This is a genomic window from Micromonospora sp. RP3T, from assembly GCF_003027925.1.
Taxonomy (GTDB): Bacteria; Actinomycetota; Actinomycetes; order Mycobacteriales; family Micromonosporaceae; genus Micromonospora.
The window spans coordinates 106378-130943 of sequence record NZ_PYPS01000016.1 but is presented as its reverse complement, the minus strand read 5'-3'; the positions used below and the strand labels follow the sequence as shown (position 1 = coordinate 130943).

The 24566-nt window shown below is 73.4% G+C and carries 22 protein-coding genes; 8 read left to right on the top strand and 14 right to left on the bottom strand.

Annotation, left to right across the window (positions count from 1 at the left end):
• The first annotated feature begins 2 nt into the window (after positions 1–2).
• Entirely contained in the window at positions 3–752 is a 750-nt protein-coding gene (locus C8054_RS15455; protein ID WP_107157483.1) for an ABC transporter ATP-binding protein, read from the top strand.
• Between the two features lie 16 nt (positions 753–768).
• Here the strand turns inward: C8054_RS15455 and glmM are convergent, their stop codons facing one another.
• From glmM to C8054_RS15420, 7 genes are all read right to left on the bottom strand, one after another.
• Complete coding sequence (gene glmM, locus C8054_RS15450; protein WP_107157482.1) at positions 769–2124, bottom strand: phosphoglucosamine mutase; 1356 nt, start codon at positions 2122–2124, stop codon at positions 769–771.
• 116 nt (positions 2125–2240) lie between these two features.
• Complete coding sequence (gene rpsI / locus C8054_RS15445; RefSeq protein WP_088998399.1) at positions 2241–2705, bottom strand: 30S ribosomal protein S9; 465 nt, start codon at positions 2703–2705, stop codon at positions 2241–2243.
• Positions 2706–2725: 20 nt separating this feature from the next.
• On the bottom strand, positions 2726–3169 hold the full coding sequence (gene rplM / locus C8054_RS15440) for a 50S ribosomal protein L13 (RefSeq protein WP_107157481.1): 444 nt from the start codon (positions 3167–3169) through the stop codon (positions 2726–2728).
• A gap of 208 nt (positions 3170–3377) precedes the next feature.
• Positions 3378–4763 (bottom strand): MFS transporter, encoded by a 1386-nt coding sequence (locus C8054_RS15435; RefSeq protein ID WP_107157480.1) that lies wholly within the window; start codon positions 4761–4763, stop codon positions 3378–3380.
• A gap of 122 nt (positions 4764–4885) precedes the next feature.
• Positions 4886–5179 carry a hypothetical protein gene (locus C8054_RS15430; RefSeq protein WP_107157479.1) on the bottom strand — a complete coding sequence of 98 codons (294 nt, stop codon included), beginning with the start codon at positions 5177–5179 and terminating at the stop codon, positions 4886–4888.
• Entirely contained in the window at positions 5169–5429 is a 261-nt protein-coding gene (locus C8054_RS15425; protein WP_107157478.1) for a DUF6364 family protein, read from the bottom strand. Before C8054_RS15425 ends, C8054_RS15430 begins: the two co-directional genes overlap by 11 nt.
• 203 nt (positions 5430–5632) lie before the next feature.
• Entirely contained in the window at positions 5633–6337 is a 705-nt protein-coding gene (locus C8054_RS15420) for a class I SAM-dependent methyltransferase (protein WP_107157477.1), read from the bottom strand.
• Between the two features lie 147 nt (positions 6338–6484).
• Here C8054_RS15420 and C8054_RS15415 point away from each other — a divergent pair, with 147 nt between their 5' ends.
• From C8054_RS15415 to C8054_RS15395, 5 genes are read left to right on the top strand one after another with little or no spacing between them, the layout of a single operon-like run.
• Positions 6485–8593 (top strand): molybdopterin oxidoreductase family protein, encoded by a 2109-nt coding sequence (locus tag C8054_RS15415; protein WP_107157476.1) that lies wholly within the window; start codon positions 6485–6487, stop codon positions 8591–8593.
• Entirely contained in the window at positions 8590–10080 is a 1491-nt protein-coding gene (locus C8054_RS15410) for an FAD-dependent oxidoreductase (RefSeq protein ID WP_107157475.1), read from the top strand. Before C8054_RS15415 ends, C8054_RS15410 begins: the two co-directional genes overlap by 4 nt.
• Positions 10077–12617, top strand: a complete 2541-nt coding sequence (nirB, locus tag C8054_RS15405; RefSeq protein ID WP_107157474.1) for a nitrite reductase large subunit NirB — start codon at positions 10077–10079, stop codon at positions 12615–12617. Before C8054_RS15410 ends, nirB begins: the two co-directional genes overlap by 4 nt.
• Positions 12614–12961: a nitrite reductase small subunit NirD gene (gene nirD / locus C8054_RS15400; protein WP_107157473.1), complete on the top strand. Its 348-nt coding sequence runs from the start codon at positions 12614–12616 to the stop codon at positions 12959–12961. Before nirB ends, nirD begins: the two co-directional genes overlap by 4 nt.
• A complete protein-coding gene (locus tag C8054_RS15395) occupies positions 12962–14050 on the top strand; it encodes a uroporphyrinogen-III synthase (protein ID WP_107157472.1) in 1089 nt (362 codons plus the stop codon).
• Positions 14051–14056: 6 nt separating this feature from the next.
• Here C8054_RS15395 and C8054_RS15390 read toward each other — a convergent pair whose 3' ends face one another.
• The 5 genes from C8054_RS15390 to C8054_RS15370 form a co-directional block, all read right to left on the bottom strand.
• Entirely contained in the window at positions 14057–15022 is a 966-nt protein-coding gene (locus C8054_RS15390) for a ferritin family protein (protein ID WP_107157471.1), read from the bottom strand.
• 161 nt (positions 15023–15183) lie between these two features.
• On the bottom strand, positions 15184–15801 hold the full coding sequence (locus C8054_RS15385; RefSeq protein ID WP_107157470.1) for an ATP/GTP-binding protein: 618 nt from the start codon (positions 15799–15801) through the stop codon (positions 15184–15186).
• Positions 15782–16144, bottom strand: coding sequence for a DUF742 domain-containing protein (locus tag C8054_RS15380; protein WP_091065900.1), 363 nt, complete (start codon positions 16142–16144; stop codon positions 15782–15784). The genes C8054_RS15385 and C8054_RS15380 overlap by 20 nt, the downstream gene beginning before the upstream one ends.
• A gap of 62 nt (positions 16145–16206) precedes the next feature.
• Positions 16207–16614: a roadblock/LC7 domain-containing protein gene (locus C8054_RS15375; protein WP_089155226.1), complete on the bottom strand. Its 408-nt coding sequence runs from the start codon at positions 16612–16614 to the stop codon at positions 16207–16209.
• Positions 16611–19682 (bottom strand): sensor histidine kinase, encoded by a 3072-nt coding sequence (locus C8054_RS15370; RefSeq protein WP_107157469.1) that lies wholly within the window; start codon positions 19680–19682, stop codon positions 16611–16613. The genes C8054_RS15375 and C8054_RS15370 overlap by 4 nt, the downstream gene beginning before the upstream one ends.
• Positions 19683–20130: 448 nt before the next feature.
• On the opposite strand from C8054_RS15370, the gene C8054_RS15365 reads away from it, so the two are divergent.
• Positions 20131–21312 (top strand): ABC transporter substrate-binding protein, encoded by a 1182-nt coding sequence (locus tag C8054_RS15365; RefSeq protein WP_107157468.1) that lies wholly within the window; start codon positions 20131–20133, stop codon positions 21310–21312.
• Positions 21313–21472: 160 nt separating this feature from the next.
• Here the strand turns inward: C8054_RS15365 and C8054_RS15360 are convergent, their stop codons facing one another.
• Both C8054_RS15360 and C8054_RS15355 read right to left on the bottom strand, forming a co-directional pair.
• Positions 21473–22306 (bottom strand): ABC transporter permease, encoded by an 834-nt coding sequence (locus tag C8054_RS15360; protein ID WP_107157467.1) that lies wholly within the window; start codon positions 22304–22306, stop codon positions 21473–21475.
• A 101-nt stretch (positions 22307–22407) separates the two neighbouring features.
• A complete protein-coding gene (locus C8054_RS15355; protein WP_107157466.1) occupies positions 22408–23436 on the bottom strand; it encodes an ABC transporter substrate-binding protein in 1029 nt (342 codons plus the stop codon).
• 282 nt (positions 23437–23718) lie between these two features.
• Between C8054_RS15355 and C8054_RS15350 the strand changes: the two genes are divergently transcribed.
• The gene (locus C8054_RS15350) at positions 23719–24564 is read left to right on the top strand and encodes an ABC transporter ATP-binding protein (RefSeq protein WP_107157465.1); all 846 of its coding nucleotides are present in this window, start codon (positions 23719–23721) and stop codon (positions 24562–24564) included.
• Positions 24565–24566: the final 2 nt, after the last annotated feature.

Here is a 24566-nt window from a genome sequence, read left to right as displayed (position 1 = left end):
CAATGGAACCGAGCACCGGAAGCACCGTGCGGGCGGACGGGCTGGTCCGCGCGTTCGGCGCCGGCACCGAGCGGCTCACCGCCGTCGACGACGTCTCCCTGGAGATCGCGGGCGGTTCGGTGGTGGCGCTGACCGGGCCGAGCGGCTCCGGCAAGTCCACCCTGCTGCACCTGATCGGCGCGATCGAGCGGGCCGACCGGGGGCGGCTGACGGTGGACGACGTCGAGGTCACCGCGCTGCGCCGGGCCGCGCTGGCCCGCTACCGGCAGCGGGTCGGCTTCGTCTTCCAGCGCTACCACCTGCTGCCGGCGCTGACCGTGCTGGACAACGTGATCGCCCCGGTGCTGCCGCTGCGGGCCGGTCGCGCGGACCATCCGGCCCGGGCCCGGGAGCTGCTGGCGGCCGTCGGGCTGGCCCGTCGGGAGCGGGCACTGCCGGCCCAGCTCTCCGGCGGTCAGCAGCAGCGGGTCGCCATCGCCCGGGCGCTGATGGGCCGGCCCCGGCTGCTGCTGGCCGACGAGCCCACCGGCAACCTGGACTCCACCACCGGCGCGCAGATCCTCGACCTGCTGCTCGACCTGCGGGACCAGCACGGCATGACGATCCTGCTGGCCACGCACGAGCGGGCCGTCGCCGCCCGGTGCGACAGGTTGATCCGACTCGGCGACGGCCGGATCGTCGAGGACGTCGACCTCACCGACGGCGAGGACCCGGCCGACACGTTCGACCGGGCCACCCGGCTGCGGCTCTGACCGGCCGCCGGCCCGGTCAGGCGACCGGGCTGGCGGTGCGGACGTGCTCGGCGATGCGCTCGGCGACCGCGCGCGCGGTGTCCTCGGTGGCCGCCTCGACCATCACCCGCACCAGCGGCTCGGTGCCGGACGGGCGCAGCAGCACCCGGCCGGTCTCGCCCAGCTCGGCCTCGGCCCGCTCGACCTCGGCGCGGACGGCCGGCGCGGCGGCGCCCACGGTCCGGTCGCCCACCGGCACGTTGATCAGCACCTGGGGCAGCTTGGTGACCACGGCGGCCAGCTCGGCCAGGGAGGTGCCGGTGGCCGCCATCCGGGCCATCAGGTGCAGGCCGGTGAGCACGCCGTCGCCGGTGGTGGCGAACGCGGGCAGCACGATGTGGCCGCTCTGCTCGCCGCCCAGCGCCAGACCGGAAGCGCGCAACTCCTCCAGCACGTACCGGTCCCCGACCTTGGTCTCGACCAGCCGGATGCCGTGCGCGGACATGGCCAGCCGCAGGCCGAGGTTGCTCATCACGGTGGCGACCAGGGTGTCCTGGGTCAGCTCGCCGGCGTCCCGCATGGCCAGCGCGAGGATCGCCATCACCTGGTCGCCGTCGACCTCCGCGCCGTCGGCGCTGACCGCGACGCACCGGTCGGCGTCGCCGTCGTGGGCGAGGCCGAGGTGCGCGCCGTGCTCGACCACCGCGGCGCGCAGCGCGTCGAGGTGGTTGGAGCCGCACCCGTCGTTGATGTTGAGGCCGTCCGGCTCGGCGTGGATGGCGATGACCTCGGCGCCGGCCTCCTGGTAGGCCACCGGGGCCACGTCGGCCGCCGCGCCGTTGGCGCAGTCCACCACGACCTTGATCCCGTCGAGCCGGTGCGGCACGGTGCCGACCAGGTGCTGGACGTAGTGGTCGGCCCCGTCGAGCAGGTCGTTCACCCGGCCGACCCCGGCGCCGACCGGCCGGTCCCAGGCGGTGGTGGCGTTCGCCTCGACGGCCGCCTCGATCCGCATCTCGATCTCGTCGGGCAGCTTGTGCCCGCCGGCGGCGAAGAGCTTGATGCCGTTGTCCGGCATCGGGTTGTGCGAGGCGGAGAGCATCACGCCCAGGTCGGCCTTGATCTCGGCGGTGAGGAACGCCACCGCCGGGGTGGGCAGCACACCCACCCGTACCACGTTCGCGCCGGCGCTGGTCAGGCCGGCGACCACCGCCGCCTCCAGCATCTCGCCGCTGGCCCGGGTGTCCCGGCCCACCACCGCGAGCGGCGGATGACTCCGGTCGGTCTCGGCCAGTGTGTGGGCCGCGGCCACCGCGACCGCGAGCGCCAACTCCGGGGTGAGATCCGCGTTCGCCCGCCCGCGTACGCCGTCCGTGCCGAACAACCGGCCCATACCCGCCAACCTCCGTGGAACTGCCGTTGAGGAGAGAAACGCGGAACGGCCGGGCCGCCCCCGCAGAAGGGAGGCGGACCCGGCCGTCCGTCAGAAGTACAAGACGCTGGTGGTGATCAGCGCTTCGAGTACTGGGGAGCCTTACGGGCCTTCTTGAGGCCGTACTTCTTGCTCTCCTTGACCCGGGCGTCACGGGTCAGGAAGCCGGCCTTCTTCAGGGCCGGACGGTCGTCGGGCTCGTTGACGATCAGCGCCCGGGCGATGGCGAGCCGCAGCGCGCCGGCCTGGCCGGTGGTGCCGCCGCCCCGCAGGTTGGCGATCACGTCGAACGCCTCGGGCTTCTCGGCGGTGACCAGCGGGTCCTTGATGAGCTGCTGGTGCACCTTGCTCGGGAAGTAGGCCTCGAGGTCGCGGCCGTTGCAGGTGATCTTGCCGCTGCCCGGGACGATCCGGACCCGGACGATGGCTTCCTTGCGACGGCCCACGGTCTGGATCGGGCGGTCACCGCGGGGCGCGCGCGCGACGGGCGCCGGCGCCTCGGTGGCCTCGGGGGCGACCTCGGTCTCGGTGATGTCGGTCATGCTGCTTCCTTCGCCCGCGCTCACTGCGCGATCTGCTTGATCTCGAACGGCGTCGGCTGCTGCGCGCCGTGCGGGTGCTCGGCACCGGCGTAGACCTTCAGCTTCTTGAGGAGCTGACGGCCCAGCTTGTTGTGCGGGAGCATGCCCTTCACGGCCAGCTCGACGGCCCGATCGGGCCGCTTGGTGAGCAGCTCGTCGTAGCCGACCCGCTTCAGACCACCCGGGTAACCGGAGTGGCGGTAAGCGACCTTGGTCTGGCGCTTGTTGCCGGTCAGCGCGACCTTGCCCGCGTTCACGATGACGACGAAGTCGCCCGTGTCGACGTGCGGCGCGAAAGTCGGCTTGTGCTTGCCACGCAGCAGCGTGGCGGCGTGGGTCGCCAGGCGGCCCAGCACGACATCAGAGGCGTCGATGACGTGCCACTGACGCTCGATCTCACCCGGCTTCGGGCTGTACGTACGCACAGGTCTACCTTGTCTCGTCGTCGGTCTGGGGTCGCGCGCCGAGGTAACCGGGGCTTCCCAGTCGAACCAGCGCGCACGAACGACCAAGCGTACCTGATGCGGCACGCCTAAGAATGTCGTACAACAGCAGGCAACGATACCCGGCCGCCCGGTGGCAGGTCAAAACGGGGTCGCCCCGCGCGCGACCTGCGCCTTCGCGTGGCGCCTGTCACACGCCGGCCAGCCTACCCGGCCCCGGTCGCAGGTACGCCGCCCAGGTCACCAGGAAGCACAACGCGTACCAGCCGACGAACGCCAGGTAGGCGGCGTCGGCGGTGCCGGAGGTCAGGAACGACTGCCGGAACGCCACGTTCACCAGCACCCCGCCGGACGCGCCCACCGCGCCGGCGATGCCGATCAACGCGCCGGCCAGGCGCCGCGCCCGCCGCTGCGCCGCCTCCCGGTCCCCGGTCAGCTCGGCCTCGGTGACGGCCCGGGCCCGGAAGATCGCCGGGATCATCTTGTACGTCGAGCCGTTGCCGATCCCGGAGAAGACGAAGAGCGCCAGGAATCCGGCCAGGTAGAGCGGGAAGGACCGGTCCCGGGCGGCGTACAGCACCAGCCCGGCGCCGCCGGCCATCGCGACGAAGTTCCAGAACGTGACGCGCGCCCCACCGAGCCGGTCGGCGAGCTGGCCGCCGACCGGCCGGACCAGCGAGCCGACCAGCGGCCCGAGGAAGGTCAGCCAGGCGGCGTCGACCGGGGTCGGGAACCGGTCGGCGAACTGGAGCTGGAGCACCTGGCCGAAGGCGAAGCCGAAGCCGATGAACGAGCCGAACGTGCCGACGTACAGCAGCGACATCACCCAGGTGTGCGGGTCGCGGGCCGCCGCGCGCAACGCGCCCGGCTCGTTGCGCGCCCCCGGGACGTTGTCCAACCACCGCGCCGCGGCCAGCGCGGCGAGCACGATCAGCGGCAGGTAGACGGCCGGCACGAGCCAGGGGTACGCGGCCCCCGCGGTGGCCAGCACCGCCAGCCCGACGAGCTGCACCGCCGGTACGCCGAGGTTGCCGCCGCCGGCGTTGAGCCCGAGCGCCCGCCCCTTGAGCCGGTCCGGGAAGAAGAGGTTGATGTTCGCCATCGAGGAGGCGAAGTTGCCGCCGCCCACGCCGGACAGGCAGGCCAGCACCATCAGCGTGGCGTACGACACGCCGGGCCGGATCAGCACCGCCATCGGCACCGCCGGCACCAGCAGCAGCAACACGCTGACGATGGTCCAGTTCCGGCCGCCGAACCGGGCCACCGCCAGCGTGTACGGCAGCCGCAGCACCGCGCCCAACGCGGCCGGCACGGCGGTGAGCAGGAACTTCCCGGCCGGGTCGATGCCGTAGCCGGGGCCGAGGAAGAGCACGGTCACCGACCAGAGGCTCCACACCGAGAAGCCGACGTGCTCGGCGAAGATCGACACCCACAGGTTGCGTCGGGCGATCCGGGCACCGCCCGCGGCCCAGAACGCCGGGTCCTCCGGACGCCAGTCGGTGATCGGTCCCGGGCGGCCGGTGGCGGCCGGCGCCGGGGGCGCGGTCGGGGTCGGGGCTGAAGCGAGCGTGCTCACGGCGACTCCTCCTCGTCGGTGACGAGGAGGAGGCTAGGAACGGGCGGTTTCCCCGGGGTGCCCCGCGCGCGTCGGGCCGGAGACGGAGACCGCACGGCCGCCGGACCGCAACGGTGAGATCGTCACAGCTCCTGGAGGATCCGCAGCGCCCGGCCGACCCGCTGCATGGTCTCGGCGTCCGCCACGTCCACGCACTCGGTGAACCACTTCTTCATCGGCGCGGAGAGCCGGTCGGGCATCACCACGAAACCGCCCGTGCGCACCGCGAGCGGCGAGTCGCGCAGCAGCGACTCCTCGACCACCTCGGCCACGATCACGATCGGCACGTCGGTGGCGTTGTAGACGTCGGAGCTGATGACCAGGCCGTACCGTTCCCGGGCGCCGGAGATGCGCCAGACCTCGCCCCTACGCAGCACGCGGACGCCCGCCGCCGAACAGGGCGTCGTCGACCATCGCGGCCTCCTGGGCGTCGGCCAGGGCGGCGGATTCCAGGTCCAGGCCGGCCCGGGTGACCGCGGCGGCATGCGCGGTGAAGACCTCGCGCAGCGCCTTCTCCCGGGCGGCCCGGTCCATCCAGGCGGAGAGGGAGAGCCCTTCCCGCTTGGCGAACCGGCGCGCCTCCTCGATGGTCTCGTCGGAGAACGACAGTGTCACCTTGGCGGTCATGCCGAACAGAGTACCCGCCGGTATGACCTTTAGTCATCCCTCACGCCACACGGTGCGTCACGGCACCCGGATGATGTGCGCTTCTCCGCGATATACCTCAGGGTCATAAATATGACTCGGAGGTATATCGCGTTTCTGGCCACTTCTTCTCTTGCGCGACACGCCCGAGTGCGCCGCAAGGCGGGAGCACCAGGTTCGCCCGGTCACTCGAAGACGGGACGGTGGCCGCCGAAGACGGCGAAGCGCCACTCCTTGAAGAAGCAGTCCACGTCCGCCAGCCCGGCCTCGACGAGCCAGCCGCACTGGTCGGCCACGGTTGCCGGCCGGTCGTGCCGCATCCGTTCCCGGGAGGCGGCGATCTCGTCGGCGTCGGAGCCCAACTCGGTGATCCGCGCCGTCCACACCTCGTCGTAGCGCCGATCCAGCGCCGGGGTGGGCCCGGCCACCTGCTCGGCGTTGACGAACACGCCGCCGGGCGCGAGCGCGCCCGCCGCCCGGCGGTAGAGCGCCCGCTTGCCCTCGTCGTCGAGGTGGTGGATGGCCAGCGCGGAGACCACCGCGTCGTAGCGGCCGGCGGGCAGCGGGTCGGCCAGGTCGGCGTGGACCGTGCGGTGCGGCACCCCGCGGGCGGTCAGGTGGCCGGTGGCGACCGCGAGCATGGCGGGCGCGCCGTCCACGAGCGTCAGCCGGACGCCGGGGACCGCCGCGGACAGCAGCAGGGAGAGCAGGCCGGTGCCCGCGCCGAGGTCCAGCACCTCGGGGGTACGCCCGGCGGCCAGCGCGGCCCGCAGCGGTGGCGCGGCCACCTCGATCGCGGTGCCGTAGAACGCGTCGAAGCAGGGCACCAGCCGGCGTCGGGCCTCGTCGTAGCGGCCGGCCACGGCGTCGAAGGCCTCCGTCACACGCACATCTGCCTCCCATTAAGTGGGACAATTTTCTCACATTCTAGACCAGTCGATCCGTGCCGTCAGCCCCCTGCGGTGTGAGGCGCTCTTGACAGGACCGAAACAGAAGGGACCCGGGCCGGAAACCGCCCGGCGGCACGCTTTTCCGACATGACAGACGGTGCACGCGTGGCGACGCGATCGGGGGTGCTCCCCCGGGAGGCGGCCACGCACTGCCCGTACTGCGCGTTGCAGTGCGGCATGGTGCTGCGCGACGCCGGCGACGTCGTCGAGGTCGGCGCACGGGACTTCCCCACCAACCGGGGCGGGCTGTGCCAGAAGGGCTGGACCGCCGCCGAGCTGCTCGACCACCCGGAGCGGCTCACCACGCCGCTGCTGCGCGACCGGCCCGGCGGCGAGCTGCGCCCGGCGAGCTGGGACGAGGCGCTCGACCGGGTCGCCGCCGGCCTGCACACGGTCCGCGACCGGTACGGCCCGGACGCGGTCGCGGTCTTCGGCGGCGGCGGGCTGACCAACGAGAAGGCGTACGCGCTGGGTCGGTTCGCCCGGGTGACGCTGCGCACCCGGCACATCGACTACAACGGACGCTGGTGCATGTCGTCGGCCGCCGCGGCCGGCAACCGCGCGTTCGGCGTCGACCGGGGCCTGCCGTTCCCGCTCGCCGACCTGGGCCGGGCGGACACGCTGCTGCTGGTCGGCGCGAACCCGGCCGAGACCATGCCGCCGCTGATGCGGCACGTCGCCGACCAGCGGGAGCGCGGCGGCCGGCTGATCGTGATCGACCCCCGGGCCACCGCCACCGCCCGCCAGGCCGACCTGCACCTGCAACCGCTGCCCGGCACCGACCTGGCGGTGGCCAACGCGCTGCTGCACATCGCGCTCACCGAGGGCCTCGTCGACCGGGCGTACGTCGCGGCGCGTACCACCGGGTTCGACGAGGTCCGGCGCACCGTCGCCGGCTGCTGGCCGGCGGAGGCGGAGCGCCTCTCCGGGGTGCCGGTGGCCGACCTGGAGGCCGCCGCCCGCGCGCTGGCCGACGCGGACCGGGCGATCATCCTCACCGCCCGGGGCGCCGAGCAGCACGCCAAGGGCGTCGACACGGTCAGCGCCTTCATCAACCTGGCGCTCGCGCTCGGCCTGCCCGGCCGTCCCGGCTCCGGCTACGGCTGCCTGACCGGGCAGGGCAACGGGCAGGGCGGCCGGGAGCACGGTCAGAAGGCCGACCAGCTCCCCGGCTACCGGCGGATCGACGACCCGGCGGCCCGGGCGCACGTGGCCGGCGTGTGGGGCGTCGACCCGGCGACGCTGCCCGGCCCGGGGGTGCCCGCCTACCAACTGCTCGACTCGCTCGGCACCCCGTCCGGGCCGAGGGCGCTGCTGGTGTTCGGCTCCAACCCGGTCGTCTCCGCGCCGCGCGCCACCCGGATCGAGTCCCGGCTGCGCGACCTCGACCTGCTCGTGGTCGCCGACCTGCTCCGCTCGGAGACGGCCGAGCTGGCAGATGTGGTGCTGCCGGTGACCCAGTGGGCCGAGGAGGACGGCACGATGACCAACCTGGAGGGACGGGTGCTGCGCCGGCGCGCGTTCCGCCCGCCACCCGCCGGCGTCCGTACCGACCTGGAGATCCTCGCCGCGCTGGCCGCCCGCCTGACCGACGGCGCACCGCTGCCGACCGACCCGCGGACAGTGTTCGAGGAGCTGCGCCGTGCGTCGGCCGGCGGTCCGGCCGACTACGCCGGGATCACCTGGGAACGGATCGACGCCGACGAGGGCGTGTTCTGGCCCTGCCCGGACGAGGACGGACCGGACCGGCCCCGCCTCTTCGCCGACCGGTTCCCCACCCCGGACGGCCGGGCCCGGTTCCACCCGGTGACCCACCGCCCGGCCGCCGAGCCGGTCTGCGCCGACTATCCGCTGCACTTCACCACCGGCCGGGTGCTGGCGCAGTACCAGTCCGGCACACAGACCCGACGGGTCGCCGCGCTGCGCCGGGCCGCACCGGGCGGCTTCGTCGAGCTGCACCCCGACCTGGCCGCCCGGCTCGGCGTGACCGACGGGACGCCGGTACGGGTGGTCTCCCGCCGGGGCGAGCTGCGCGCGCCGGCCCGGCTCAGCCCGGCGATCCGGCCGGACACCGTCTTCGCCCCGTTCCACTGGCCCGGCGCGGCCCGTGCCAACTCGGTCACCAACGACGCGCTCGACCCCGTCTCCGGGATGCCCGAGTTCAAGATCTGCGCGGTCCGGGTGGAGCGGGCATGACCGGGCGCGTCGTCGTCGTCGGCTACGGCATGGCCGGGGCCCGGCTCGCCGCCGAGCTGCACGCGCGGGGCGGGGACCGGCGGATCACCGTGCTCGGGGCGGAGCCGCACCGGGCGTACAACCGGATCATGCTCTCCACGCTGCTCGCCGGGAAGATCGGCGAACCGGACGTGGAGCTGGTCGAGGCGCTCGGTCCACGGGTGGACGTGCGGACCGGCTCGTCGGTCTCCGCCGTGGACCGGACGGCCCGGGAGGTCCGCACCGCCGACGGCGGCCGGTACGGCTACGACCATCTGGTGCTGGCCACCGGCAGCCGGGCCGTGGTGCCACCGCTGCCCGGGCTCGACCCGCTGCCGGACCGGGTGGTCCCGTTCCGTACGCTCGCCGACTGCCGGCGGATCCTCGCCGTCGCCCGGGACGCGCGTCGCGCCCTGGTGCTCGGCGGCGGGCTGCTCGGGCTGGAGGCGGCCCGGGGCCTCGCCGCCCGGGGCCTCGACGTGACGGTGGTCCACCCGCACGGGCACCTGATGGAACGGCAGCTCGACCCGACCGCCGGGGCGGTCCTCGCGACCACCCTGACCGGGCTCGGCGTCCGGGCCCGGCTCGGCGTGCCGGCGACCCGGGTGACCGCCGACGCCGACGGCGTCCGGCTCCACCTGGCCGACGGTGAGCCGCTCGCGGCCGACCTGCTGGTGCTCTGCTGCGGCGTACGCCCGGACACCGCGCTGGCCCGGGCGGCCGGGCTCGCCGTCGACCGGGGCGTCGTGGTGGACGACCGGATGCGGACGAGCGACCCGCGTATCTCGGCGGTGGGCGACTGCGCCCAGCACGACGGGACGCTGACCGGGCTGGTCGCGCCGGCCTGGACGCAGGCGCGGGTGGTCGCCGACGTGCTGACCGGGGACGACGCGGCGGCCCGCTACCGGCCCCGACCGACGGTGACCCGGCTGAAGGCGGCCGGGATCGACCTGGCCGCGATGGGTGAGCTGGCCGGGACCGGCGACCCGGACGGGACCGGCCCGGTCGAGGAGCTGACGTTCGCCGACCCGGCCCGCGGCACGTACGCCCGGCTGCGGATCCGCGACGAGCGGCTGACCGGCGCGATCCTGCTCGGCGACAACCCGGCGGTCGGCACCGTGGTGCAGCTCTTCGACCGGGGCGCGCCGGTGCCGGCGGACCGGCGCGCGTTGCTGCTCGGCCGCGCGGTGGGCGCACCCGCCGAGCCGGCCGCGTCGCCGGCGCTGATGCCGGACGCGGCCGTCGTGTGCCGGTGCAACGACGTGACCAGGGGCGCGCTGGTGGCGGGCTGGCGGGCCGGCGCCCGGAGCGTCGCGGCGCTGTCCGCGGCGACCCGGGCCGCCACCGGTTGTGGCGGCTGCCGGGACGCGGTGACCGGCATCGCCGCCTGGCTCGCCGCGGCGGACCCGCCGACAACCGACGAGGTGCGCGAGACGGATGCGGATCGGGAGGCGGTGCAGGTGTCATGAGCGAGCGAGGCGAGCGGATCAGCAGGCTGGTGGTGGTCGGCAACGGGATGGTCGGGCAGCGCTTCGTGGAGGCGCTGCGGGCCCGTGACCGGGACGGGCGGTGGCGGGTCACCGTGCTGGCCGAGGAGCGGCGTCCGGCGTACGACCGGGTGCGGCTCTCGGCCGTCTTCGACGGCGTCGACGCGGACGAGTTGCGCCTGCACACCCCCGACGCCGGCGTGGAGCTGCGGCTGGGCGAGCCGGCCACCGGCGTGGACCGGGCGCGACGGGTCGTGACCACGGCGACCGGCGAGCACCCGTACGACGCGTTGGTGCTGGCCACCGGCTCGTACGCGTTCGTACCGCCGGTCGACGGCACCGACCTGCCGGGCGTCTTCGTCTACCGGACGCTCGACGACCTGGCCGCGATCCGGGCGCACGCCCGGGGCCGGCGGACCGGCGCGGTGATCGGTGGCGGCCTGCTCGGCCTGGAGGCGGCCAACGCGCTGCGCCTGCTGGGGCTCGCCACCAGCGTGGTCGAGTTCGCGCCCCGGCTGATGCCGGTGCAGGTGGACGACGCCGGCGGGGCGATGCTCCGGCGCTACGTGGAGGAGCTGGGCGTCACCCCGTACCTCGGGGTGGCCACCACGGCGCTGCGCCCCGGCCCGGACGGCACGGTGGCCGCGCTGGACCTCGCGGACGGCCGCACGGTCGACGCGGAGCTGGTGGTGGTCGCGGCCGGCATCCGACCCCGCGACGAGCTGGCCCGCGCCGCCGGGCTGCCGCTGGGTCCGCGCGGCGGGGTGCTGGTGGACGCGGCGTGCCGGACCGCCGACGAGCGGATCTGGGCGGTCGGCGAGTGCGCGGCGGTGGAGGGCGTCTGCCACGGCCTGGTCGCGCCCGGGTACGCGACCGCCGAGGTGGTCGCCGACCGGCTGCTCGGTGGCGGGGCCACGTTCCCCGGGGCGGACACCGCCACCAAGTTGAAGCTGCTCGGCGTGGACGTGGCCTCGTTCGGCGACGCGCACGGCGTCACCGCCGGCTGCCTCGACGTGACGTACACCGACCCGGTCACCCGGTCGTACGCGAAGCTGGTCCTCTCCGACGACGCGCGGACGCTGCTCGGTGGCGTGCTGGTCGGCGACGCGAGCGCCTACCCGACGCTGCGGGCGAGCGTCGGCGGGCCGCTGCCCGGTCCCCCGCTGGCGCTGCTCGCCCCGGCCGGCGGCCCGGGGGCCGGGGCCGGCGCACTGCCGGCCGCCGCGCAGATCTGCTCCTGCAACGCGGTGACCCGGGCCGACCTGGACGCGGCGATCGCCGGCGGGGCGACCGACGTGCCGGCGCTGAAGGCCTGCACCCGGGCCGGCACGAGCTGCGGCTCCTGCGTGCCGATGCTGAAGCAGTTGCTGGACGCCGCCGGGGTGCGGCAGTCCACCGCGCTCTGCGAGCACTTCGACCTGAGCCGACAGGAGCTGTTCGACCTGGTCCGGGTGCGGGGCATCGGCACGTTCTCCCGGTTGGTCGCCGAACACGGGCGCGGACGCGGCTGCGACATCTGCAAGCCGGTGGTGGCGTCGATCCTCGCCTCGCTCGGCACCGGGCACGTGCTGGACGGCGAGGCGGCGTCCCTCCAGGACACCAACGACCACTTCCTGGCCAACCTGCAACGCGACGGCAGCTACTCGGTGGTGCCCCGGATCCCCGGCGGCGAGATCACGCCGGAAAAGCTGATCGCGATCGGCGAGGTGGCGCGGGACTTCCAGCTCTACACCAAGATCACCGGCGGGCAGCGGATCGACCTGTTCGGCGCGCGGGTCGACCAGCTCCCGCAGATCTGGCGCCGGCTGGTCGACGCCGGTTTCGAGTCCGGGCACGCGTACGGCAAGGCGCTGCGCACGGTGAAGTCCTGCGTCGGGGACACCTGGTGCCGGTACGGCGTGCAGGACTCGGTCGGGCTGGCCATCGCGTTGGAGCTGCGCTACCGGGGCCTGCGCGCGCCGCACAAGCTGAAGTCGGCGGTCTCCGGCTGCGCCCGGGAGTGCGCCGAGGCGCGCGGCAAGGACTTCGGCGTCATCGCCACCGAGACCGGATGGAACCTGTACGTCGGCGGCAACGGCGGCTTCCGGCCCCGGCACGCCGACCTGTTCGCCACCGACCTGAGCACCGAGGAACTGGTCACGCTCATCGACCGGTTCCTCATGTACTACGTGCGCACCGCGGATCGCCTGCAGCGGACGGCCGCCTGGATCGAGGCCATGGACGGCGGCCTCGACCACCTCCGGTCGGTGCTGGTGGACGACGCGCTGGGGCTCTGCGCCGACCTCGACGCGGCGATGGCCCGGCATGTCGACGGGTACTCCGACGAGTGGCGGGACGTGCTGGAGGACCCGGAACGGCTGCGCCGCTTCACCTCGTTCGTCAACGCGCCGGACGTGCCGGACCCGTCCATCACCTTCGCGGTGGAGCGGGGCCAGCCGGTGCCGGCACGCGGTGCGCCACCGGGCGGAGAGGGCCGGCGGCAGCCCGTCGTGCTGGGCCTGCCGGAGGTACGCCGATGAGCCCGACCGTGACGGTGCGCTGGACGCCGGTCTGCCCGCTGGACCGGCTCGACCTCGACCGGGGCGTGGCGGCGCTCGTGGACGGCGTGCAGGTCGCGCTCTTCCGTACCGTCGGCGGACTGTTCGCGGTGGACAACCTGGACCCGGTCGGCGGCGCGTACGTGATGTCGCGGGGCCTGGTGGGCAGCCGGGGCGGCGTGCCGACGCTCGCCTCCCCCCTGCACAAGCAGGTGTACGACCTCACCACCGGGCACTGCCTGGACCTGCCCGGGGTGACGCTGCGGCGGCACCGGGTGCGCTGCCGGGACGGCCTGGTCGAGGTACGGCTGCGGCAGGAGGAGTGAATGCGGGACGAACTGGCGGGCTTCACCATCGGGGTCACCGCGGACCGGCGGCGCGACGAGCTGGCCGCGCTGTTCCAGCGGCGCGGCGCCCGGGTGGTGCTCGCCCCGGCGCTGCGGATCGTGCCGCTGGCCGACGACACCGACCTGCGCGAGGCGACCCGGGCCTGCCTGGCACACCCGCCGGACGTGCTGATGGCCAACACCGGCATCGGGATGCGGGGCTGGCTGGAGGCGGCCGAGGGCTGGGGGCTGGCCGAGCCGCTGCGGGACACGCTCACCCGGGCGTACGTGGTGTCCCGCGGGCCGAAGGCGACCGGGGCGATCCGCGCGGCCGGGCTGCGCGAGCACTGGTCGCCCGCCTCGGAGTCCTGCGACGAGGTGGTCGAGCACCTGGTCCGGCGCGGCGTGGCCGGCCAGGTGGTGGCGCTGCAACTGCACGGCGACCGGCAGCCGGAGTGCACCGAGGCGCTGGTCGCGGCCGGGGCCACGGTGATCGAGGTGCCGGTCTACCGGTGGGCGCCACCGGCCGACCCGGCGCCGCTGCACCGGCTCATCGACCTGGTCGCCGGGCGGTTGGTCGACGCGGTCACGTTCACCTCCGCCCCGGCGGCCGAGGCGCTGCTGCGGGCCGCCGGGGACCGGACCGAGACGGTGCTGGCGGCGTTGCGCGGCGACGTGCTGGCCGGGTGCGTGGGCACGGTCACCGCCGAACCGCTGGTGCGGCGCGGGGTGCCGGTCAGCGCGCCGAGCCGGGCCCGGCTCGGCGCGCTGGTCCGGACCATCGTCGAGGAACTGCCCCGCCGCACGGTCTCGGTGAAGGCGGCGGGGCACGTGCTCACGTTGCGCGGTCACGCCGCGGTGGTGGACGGGGAGCTGCGCCAGTTGGCGCCGGCCCCGATGGCCGTGCTGCGGGCGTTGGCCGCGTCGCCCGGGAAGGTGCTCTCCCGCACCGCGCTGCTGCGCACGCTGCCCCGGGGCGCTGACGAACACGCCGTCGAGATGGCGGTGGCCCGGCTGCGGGTGGGGCTGCGGGCGCCCCGGGTGGTGCAGACCGTGGTGAAGCGCGGCTACCGCCTGCGGGTGGACTGAGCCGGCTCAGCTCCGGCGGGCGTCGCGTGCCCCGCCCGCGCCGCCGACCTCCAGATCGACCAGGGCGAGCAGGAACGCCGAGGCGTGCCCGGCCTCGTCGTGGGCGATCTCGGCGAACAGGTCGGCCGCCTCGTCCTCACCGACCGAGGCCGCCTGCCGGGAGAAGGACGGGTACATGGTGGTCGCCTCGTAGATCTCGCCGTCGATCGCCTTGCGGAGGTTCACCGCGTCGCCGCGGACCAGGCCGGCGAGCGTGGCCGCCTCGCTGAAGTGCTCGCCGAGTTCCTGACCGGCGGTGTTCTCCCAGAGCTGGGCCAGGCGCAGCCGACCGCCGTCGCGGGCGTGCCGGGCGTAGAGCGTGTAGGACGCGTTCGCGAACGCCTCCCCGCGCATCGTCGCCTCCAGGTTGGCCTGCGTCGCGCCGGAGCAGACCGGCGTCCCGGCGACGATCGGCACCGGCGGGACCGGTTCACCGGTCGGGACCCGCGCTCCGGAGCCCGGGTGGGTGATCGCGTACAGGGCGAGGCGGAACTGCGAGGCGTGTCTCGCCTCGTCGGCCGCCAACTCGTCGAAGAGTCGGGCCGCCCGGGGGCAGCGGTCGCGGCGGGCCTGCCGGGCGTACCCCGGGTAGACCACTGTGGCCTCGTGCCACTCGCCGTCGATCGACGTACGCAGGTTGGCCACGTCGGAGCCGACAAAGTCGATGAGCGCCGCTTCCTCGGTGAAGTGCTCGTTCAGCTCGGTGTCGGCGGTGGCTCTGAACAGGGCGGCGATGCTGCCGTGGCCGTTCCGGGCCGCCTCCGCGCCGTACGCGAGGTAGCTGGCGTTCGCGAACGCCTCTCCCCGCATGGCCGTCAGCGTGTTGGCCCGGGTCGTGTCGTCCGTCACGGCCGCCTGCGCCGGTGCCCCCACCAGGCCGACGCCGAGCACGACGCCGGCGGCCAGCGCGGTGATACCGCTGATTGTCCGCATCGGTTTCCCCTCTCACCCATGCACTATGTGAACAGATATTCACCTAGCGTGACGATGCTCGGGGAAATCCTAGGTTTGCGCAGCTCAGGGGCGAAACAGCCGATGCCCGACGCGCCACCGGTTGACGACGTCAGCGCTGCGAATAACGACAAATCACAAGCTCAGCCCACCGATGCCGGATAGCCGTGCTCGGCCTGGAGCCGGAGCATGGCGTGCTCGACCACGGTCACCAGCACCTGCTTGACCGATTCCCGGTGCCGGGCGTCGCACATCACCAGCGGCACGTCCGGCGAGATGGCGAGCGCCTCCCGGATCTCCTCCAGCTCGTAGTGCGGCGCGTCGTCGAACCGGTTCAGCGCCACCACGTACGGCAGCTTGCGGTTCTCGAAGTAGTCGAGCGGCGCGAACGCGTCGGTGATCCGGCGCGTGTCCACCAGCACCGCCGCGCCCACCGCGCCCCGGATGATCTCGTCCCACATGAACCAGAAGCGGGTCTGGCCCGGCGTGCCGAAGAGATAGAGGATCAGGTCCTCGGCCATGGTGATCCGGCCGAAGTCCATGGCGACCGTGGTGGTCTCCTTGCCCGGCACCTTCGACGAATCGTCGATGCCCACGCCGGCCGCGGTCATCAACGCCTCGGTGGTCAGCGGCTGGATCTCGGAGATCGCCCCGACCAGGGTGGTCTTGCCCACCCCGAAGCCACCCGCGACCACGATCTTCGCGGAGATGATCTCCCGGCCGCGGCTCGCCCCGTCGGGGTCATAGTTCGCGAAGTCCACTTAGCACCCTTCCAAGCAGGTTCATCCGCGCCGCGAAGCCCGTTGCGGGAGCGGCACTGTGTAGCGTCAGCAGGCCCTCGGCCACCATGTCGGCGACCAGCACCCGGGTGACGCCCAGCGGCATCCGGGTGTAAGCGGCGATTTCCGCCAGCGACTGCGCCCGGCCTTCACAGACCGAGGAGATGCGGTATTTGTCGTGCCCGGCGAACCGCGCCTCGGCGGACTGGGTGGCCGTGCTCGACAGCACCGCCTCGAGCGCGATGTTCTGCAACGGCTCGGTGCGGCCGCGGGTGACCGCGTACGGCCGCACCAACGCGCCACGCGGATCACGTCGCGGTTCCATCTCGCGATCACCTCCCCTCGTACGGAGCCGGGCCGGCTCCGGATCACCAGGTCAACGGAGCATCAGGACCGGACGGCGTCCCGCGGCAGCGGCACCAGCGCCTGACCGACCCGCTCCACCAGCAACGCCATCTCGTAGCCGACCTGCCCGACGTCGCAGCTACGGGCCGCGAGCACGGCCATCGACGAGCCGTCGCTGATGGACATCAGGAAGAGGTAGCCACTGTCCATCTCGATCACGGTCTGCAACACCCCGCCGGCGCTGAACATCCGCGCCGCGCCCTCGGTGAGGCTGACCACGCCGGAGGTGATCGCGGCGAGCTGGTCGGCCCGGTCCTGGGGCAGATCCCGGGAGGAGGCGAGGAGCAACCCGTCCGCGGACACCGCCACCACGTGCGCGATACCCGCCACACTGTCGGCGAAGTTGGTGAGCAACCAACCCATGTCCTGCATGGCCGCCGGCCTGTTCATCGGTTCGTCTCCTTGGTCGAGGTGCTGTTCGGGTCGGTACCGGCCGTGCGGCCCCGCTGGACGCCACGGTGGTATGCGGAAAGCAGACCCCGTACCTCGTCCGGCGTGCGTCGGCTGCGGTCCCGGCCGCTCTTCGGTTCGATCCCGCCCGGCACGAGCTGCGCCTGCGGCACCCGCTTGGGCAGGCCGGACCGGGTCGTGCCGCCGGTGGTGGGCTCCGCGGCCTGGCTGGCCCGGGACCAACCGTCGTCGGCCGCCGTCCGCCACGCCTCCGGGTCGATCGGCGGAGCCGGCGCGGGCTCCGGCGCGGGCGGGTTCGCCGCAGGCGGGTTGACCGCCGGCGGTGCCGCCGCGGCGGGCGGTGTGGCCGGGGCCGCCGGTGTGGCCGGGGCCGCCGGTGCGCTGTACGCGGACGGTGTGCTCAGCCCTGCCGCCTGGGCGCCCGGGGTGCGGGTGGGCAGCGGCGGCCGGGCCGGCGCGGCGGGCTGCGCCGCGGCGGGTGGCGGCTCGTCGAACCGGGGGCGGGTGAAGATGGTGGTCTCGTCCTCTCCGTGCGAGCGGAACCAGACCGCCTCCATCTCCCGGAATATCGGCGCCTCGGCCGGCCGGGCCGGTCGGGCCACCACCGGCGCGGCCGGGGTCGCCTCCACCGCCGGCGCGGCGCTGAACGGCTGGTAGGCCGGGGGCGCGGGATTGGTCGTCGCCGTCTCGCCGTTCGGCGTCCGCTTGGGCAGCGGTTCGAGAGCCGGGTACGCGACCGTCGGGCCCCCCGCCGACCAGCCCGTCTCCTGGGCCGGCGCGGCTGCGGGCGCGGCGGCGACCGGGGCGGCGGCGACCGGGGCGGCGGGCACCGGGGGCAGCGTGCCGGAGAGGCCGCCGAACTGCACGGCCGGTGCGGTGTCCCGCGCCTCGGCGGGCGCCTGCCACCGGGCGGGCGGCGGGGCGACCGTGCTGCGCCACTGGTCGGCCAGGGTGGCGGTGCCGCCCCGACCGGCGCCGGCCAGCGCGTCGGCGGCGCCGACCTGGCTGAGCGGCGACTGCTCGACGGCGAGCGGCTGGCGCGGCCGGGTCAGCGGGGCCTGGCCCCGGTTGGCCGGCAGCACCACAGTCGAGTTCGGCAGCGTGACCTGGGCGACCGTGCCACCCTCGACGTTGCGGCGCAACTCGACCCGGATCCCGTGGCGGGAGGCGAGCCGGCTGACCACGGCCAGACCCATCAGCCGGAACGCGGCCACGTCGACGGTCGGCGGCGCGGCCAGCCGCCGGTTGAGCGAGTCGAGCTGGTCGTCGGTGAGACCGAGGCCCCGGTCCTCCACCTGGATCAGCACGTAGTCACGGATCCGCCGGCCGTCCGCCACCACCACCGTGTTCGGCGGCGAGAACCGGGTGGCGTTGTCGAGCAGCTCCGCGACCAGACGGACCACGTCGTTGACGGCTTGCGCGGCCACCGAGATGTCGATGTCCACGGTGCCGAACTCGATCCGGTTGTAGAGCTCCACCTCGGACTGGGCGGCGCGCAGCACGTCGACCAGGAGCGCGTCGTCGCGGCGCGGCACGGCCGAGTCGGCGCCGGCCAGGACCAGCAGGTTCTCGTCGTTGCGGCGCATCCGGGTGGCCAGGTGGTCCAGCTCGAAGAGCTGGGCGAGCCGCTTGGGGTCCTCCTCGCCGCGCTCGATCGCGTCCAGCTCGCCGATCATCCGGTCGACCAGGCTCTGCGAGCGGCGGGCCAGGTTGAGGAACATCGCCGAGACGCTGGTCCGCAACGCGGCCTGCTCGGCCGCCACCCGGACCGCCTCCCGGTGCACCACGTTGAAGGCCACCGCCACCTGGCCGACCTCGTCGCGGTTGGTCAGCTTGATCGGGTCCCGCACCTGCTGGACGATCTCGTCCACGCCACCGTCACCGATGGCGTTGACGTTCTGCAGCCGGCTCACCGCGTCCGGCAGGTCGTGGTTGGCCACGGAGAGCGCGCCCTCACGGAGCCGACGCAGCGAGTCGTTGAGCGAGCGGGCGAGCACCACGGCGAGCGTCACGGCGACGGCCAGCGTCAGCAGCACGAGCAGGCTCTCCACGAACGCCTGCCGGATCACGTCGGTGCGGACCGCGTCGGCGTCGGCGAGCAGCTCGTCGAGGAGCTGGATCTCCGCCCACCGCATCAGGTCGTCGACCGCGCCGATGGCGGCGGACGCCTCGTCGCGGGTGACCAGCGCGGGCTTGCCGATGGACCGGGACAGGTCGGCCGCGACCCGGTCGGCGAGCTGGACGGCGTCACCGGAGACGGTGCGGTCCACCAGGCTCCGCTGCTCCGGAGCGGCGGCCCGGGAGAACGAGAGCAGGGCCTCCTGCTGGCCGGTCAGCGTGGCCACGAACGAGGAGAACTGCTCCTCGTCGATCCGGTTGCCGACCGCGAGCGCGGTGAACACGACCGCCTGTTCCTCCGCCACCTCGGCCTTGGCGTGGGCGAACGCGGCCGCCGCGCGGCGGGCGTCGGCGAGGCTCTCCGCGCCGGGCTGCTGGGCCAGCGTGTCGCCGTACGCGACGAGGTCGTCGAGGACGATGCCGTAGCGCAGGCTCGCCTCGGCCACCGGCATCTGGAGGCGGTCGAGCACCTCCTGGCGGGTGCCGTTCAGCGTCTCCAGGTGGTCGTCGATCACCTTCAGCCGGTCCCGGACCGCGGCCGGCACGTCGCCGAGCGCGCCGCGCTCCTCCCGGTAGGCCGCGATGCGCTCGTCGGTGCGACGGACCCGCACGTTGTAGTCGTCCGGCTTCTGGTTCGTGTCGGCCAGGAAGGCGGCTGCCGCCATCCGTTCCTTGTGCAGGTCCTGGGTGAGCGCCGAGACGTCGACCGAGACCGCGGTCAGCGCCCGGACCTGATCCGCCTCGTACGCGCCCTGACCCACCGAAACAAGTCGGATAGTTGCCAGTGCGATGACAGCCGCCACCGGAACGACCAGGATGAGGGCGAGCTTGGAGCGGATCCGCGCGTCACGCAGCCGAGGTAGACGCCGCCGCCGATTCCGCTGTTCGGCGCTGGGGCTCCCGGGCAGGGTCGTAGGTCCGGTGCTCACGACATCGCCTCCGTCGTTTCTTCCACGCGTGACCCGCTGACCCGTGCCTGGTGCAGCGGCCAGCGCCACGCGCGGCACGGCCGAGATTTCATCAGACGAGATCCTTTTTGGGAAGCCGCGGTGAGGTAGGAAACGGTCGGTGTCGACTCAACCCGTGATCCGGTCACCTAATACCTTCTTTTCTCCAACCCCCTGAACAGGGGATGTCACTCCAGAGTGGCCAAGCGCATCTGCGCAGTAATAGTCAGTTAACGTTTCGTGTCCCCAGCATGTGGGATGACCGTCCCGAAACGGCATCCGGCATCCCCGCTTGACCGCAGGGCCCGGCATTGGCAAGGTTTTGCAAGCTTCGCGCACACCGTACGGCACCCCAATCCCGTTCCTCCACTGAGGACGGACAAGCGGCGGTGATCGGGCGCCGGCCCGCGCCGCACCCTGGAGGACTGAGTTGAGCCCCATCCGCTCCGCGAGCATCGCGGTGCTCGCATCGGCCGTGCTGGCCACCACGCTCACCGGCTGCGGGATCGGCGGGGAACCGCAGGACACCAGCCCCATCGTGATCGCCGCCGACCTCGAACTCTCCGGCGCTTCCGCGCCGATCGGCAAGGTGTACCAGCGGGCGCTGGAACTGAAGGTGGACCAGATGAACGCCTCCGGCGTGCTGAGCGGCCGGAAGATCGAACTGAGAGTCAAGGACAACCGCTCCGACGCGGCCGAATCCTTGCGGAACATCAATGATTTCAGCGCCGACGCACAGGTGAGCGCCGTCATCATGGGCGGCTGCAACGAATGCGCCGTCGGCGCGGCGCGCATGATCAGCGACAAGCGCATTCCGACCATCGCGCTCGCTTCCGCCGGCGCGGTCACCGAGCCGATCGACCAGCGCCGCTACGTCTTCAAGCTGGCCCCGAACGCGGTGGACAGCGCGGCAGCGCTCACCACCGAGCTGACCCGGCGCACCATCCGCAAGGTGGCGGTGCTGCACAGCGCAGACGGGTACGGCCAGGAAGGGCTCGCCGCGCTGCGCCGCGAGTTCGGCAAGACGTCGGTGAAGCTGGTCGCCGCCGAGGCGGTACGGACCACCGACACCGAGGTGAGCGCGCAGATCGACGACCTGGTCGACAAGAAGCCGCAGGCCCTGATCCTCTGGACGCCCCCGGAGCAGGCGACGCTGGCCGCCACCACCGCCCGGCAGCGCAACTACCGCGGGTCGCTCTTCTTCGACGCCTCGGCCGCGGGCGAGCTGTTCCTCGGCCCGTCGGCCCGCTCCACCGAGCTGGCCACGCTGATCTTCACCCAGACGATGGTGATCGACGACGTGATCGCCACCACCCCGGCCAAGGCCGCCCGGCGGCAGTGGTTCCAGGACTACACCGCCCGGTTCGGCGGCTACAACGGGTTCTCCTCGTTCGCCGCCGACGCGGTCCAGCTCATCGCGGACGCCGAGCAGCGCGCCGGCGGCGAGCGGGGGAAGGTGGACCGGGACGCGCTGCGCGACGTGCTGGAGACCTCGCAGCTCGACGGCCTGTCCGGCCCGATCCGGATGACGCCGGACAACCACTCCGGGTTGATGCCGCAGGCGCTGACGACGCTGGTGGCGCGTGGGGGTCGGTGGCGGCTCGCCGGCTAGGGGGTCACCGTGGGTGTGGGCCCCGGCACAACCGGCTCCGGGCGGTCAGGCTTGATCCCTGCGCCGGTTGCGCCGGGGCCCACACCTGTCGTGGTCGGCCGCCGCCGACCGTGGGTTGAGCTTGCGTGTCCCCCGTCGACGTGACGTTCTCGGTCGATGGTCAGCGGGCGGAGGTGGTGGCGCGCACCCACGGGAGGGCGAACCGCTCGATCGCGCTCAGGGCCGCGTAGAGCACGATGCTCATCAGCGCCACCAGCATGATGGCCGCCCACGCGGTCGCCGTGTCGCCCACGCCGTTGTACTGGAGGATCTGGTAGCCGAGGCCGGGACGGTCCGAGTAGAACTCCCCGATCACGGCGCCGATCGCGGCCAGCGGCATGGCCACCTTGAGGCCGACGAAGATCTGCGGCAGCGCGGCCGGCAGGCGCACCTTGCGGAACGACTGCCACCAGGAGGCGTTCAGCGACCGGCCCAGCTCCGCCAGGTCGGCCGGGGTGGTGGTCAACCCGGTGGCGGTGGAGAGCACGATCGGGAAGAAGCAGAGCAGGAACACCATGGTCAGGATGGGCTTCTGACCGAAGCCCACGGCCACCACGAGCAGCGGGCCGAAGGCGATCTTCGGGACCGCGTTCACCGCCACCAGCAGCGGCGCGAACATCCGCTCCACCCGGCGGGACGCGGCCAGCGCCATCCCGATCAGCACGCCGACGACCGACGACAGCAGGAAGCCCGAGAGCGTCATCCAGGTGGTGATCCCCAGGGCGGGCAGCAGCACGTCGGTGGTGGCGGCGAGCGAACGGGCCACCGCCTGCGGCGGCGGCAGCGCGACCGGGTGCACCAGGTGCAGCACGGACGTGACCAGCCACCAGGCGGCCACCGCGATGACCAGCCCGAGCACCGGCAGGCCGACCGCCGCCGGGGGTACGCCCCGACCGCGCCGGGCGCGCGCCGGCCCCGCCGGCGCTCCCGGCCGGGCCTCGGTCAACTGCGTCAACGTGTCCTCCTTGTCCGGCCGGTCGGCACGACCGGCACGCGAAGGGGGTGCGCCCACCGGGTGTCCCGGCGGGTCGCACCCCCGTTGGTCCGAGCGACCGGTCAGGCCTTCGGCGCGAGGTCGAAGTTGATGATCTGGTCGGGGGTGAGGTTCTGCTTCAGCGCGCCCGCGCCCTGGAGCAGCGCGATGCTCTTGGCCACCCGGCCGCTGTCCAGCGTGCCGATCGCGGTGCCGGAGTTGCTCGACCGGACGTACGCGGCCATCAGCCGAAGCTCGGCGGCGGACGCGGCCGGGACGGCGGCCGGCACGTTCTTCTTCAGGATCTCGCCCGCCTCGTCCGGGTGCTCCAGCGAGTACTCCAGGCCCTTGAGCAGCGCGGCGGTGAACTTCTTCACCATCTCCGGCTTCTCCTTGGCGATCTTGGTCGAGGTGATCAGCGCGTTGCCGTAGAGGTCCTGCATCACGTTGCTGTACGGCAGCACGACCGGCTTCTTCTTGGTCACCACCTCGACGGTGGGCTGGCCGACGACGAACTGGCCGATGCCGTCCACCGAGCCGGAGCCGAGCATGCCGATCAGGCCCTGCGCCTCACCGTTGACCCAGGTCACCTTGCTGTTGTCGATGCCGGCCAGCCGCGCGTACGTGGGGAAGAGGTTGCGCACGACGGAGGTCGGGGTGTCGGCGAGCTTCTTGCCCTCCAGGTCCTTCGGCGTGGCGATGTTCTTGCCCTCGACCGTGACGATGGCGGCCATGGTGCGCTGCTGGATCGCGGCCACCGCCACGAAGTCCTTCGCCTGGCCGTTGCCGAGCTGGAGGATGCCACCGGTCAGGTCGATCGGGCCGAAGTCGGCCTGACCGCCGGTGATGGTCTGGATGACCGAGCCGGTGCCCTGGCCCGGCTTGATGTCGACGTCGAAGCCGGCCTCCTTGAAGAAGCCCTTGTCCTTCGCCACCCAGGCGTAGGAGTCACGGCCGAAGTTGCCGAACGAGGTGAGGTAGGTCACCTTTTCCAGCGCCCCGCCGGTACCACCGCTGCTCTCGGACTTGTCCGAGTCGCTGCTGCAGCCGCCGACGAGGGCGAGGGCGGTCGCCAGCGCCGCCGCGGCGACTGTGCGGGTCAACCTTCTCATCAGTGCACCATGTCCTTTCCGACCTGGGCATCTTCGCCGGTCGGGTCGTGGGTCCGACGGGGTCGGCAGGGGGGATGGGCCGACTGGACCGTCGCGAGGGGACTCTTCGCGCGCAACAGCGTACGAGAAGCCAGATGACGCGCAGCAACCGTCCGGGTTGCGGAACGGAAACGAACGTGCATAAGGGGGGTGAGCTGACGTCCACCCCCGACAGAACGATCGGACGAGCCCCGCTACGCTAGCCCGATTCGCATTCGGACGACGTGGGAAGGGAGCCGGCAGATGATCCGACTGTCCGGGGTGTCCCGCACCTTCGACGGCCGCTCAGGGCGGGTGGAGGCGCTGCGCGGCATCGACCTCGACGTCGCCGAGGGTGAGTTCGTCGCCGTCCTCGGCCGGTCCGGCTGCGGAAAGTCCACTCTGCTGCGAATGATCGCCGGCCTGCTGCCGGCCACCGCCGGAGAGATCACCGTCGCCGGCACGCCGATCACGAAGCCGCGCCAGGACGTCGCCATGCTGTTCCAACGGCCGGCGCTGCTGCCCTGGCGCACGGTGCTCGACAACGTGCTGCTGCCGGTGGAGATCTTCGGCTGGAGCCGGGCGAAGCACCGCGACCGGGCCCGGGCGCTGCTGGAGATGGCCGGGCTGGGCGGCTTCGAGAAGCGCCTCCCGCACGAGCTGTCCGGCGGCATGCAGCAGCGGGTCTCACTCTGCCGGTCGCTGATCGGCTCACCCCGCGTGATGCTGATGGACGAGCCGTTCTCCGCGCTCGACGCGCTCACCCGGGAGGAACTCTCCGGCGAGCTGCAACGGGTCCACATGGACACGAAGGCGACGATCGTCTTCGTCACCCACTCGATCGACGAGGCGGTGCTGCTGGCCGACCGCGTGGTCGTGCTCAGCCCGCGTCCCGGCCGGATCCGCGAGGTGGTCGAGGTGGCCGTGCCCCGGCCCCGCACCCTGGGCCGGCACGCGCACCTGGCCGACGTCGCCCGGATCAGCGCCGAGCTGCACGAACTGCTGATGGAACGGGACGCAGCCGGCGTACCCACGCCGGCCGGTCCGGTGGGACCGCCGGCCACGCCGGTCGAGACGCCGCCGCGGGCCGCGGCGGCGGGAGGACGGTGAGC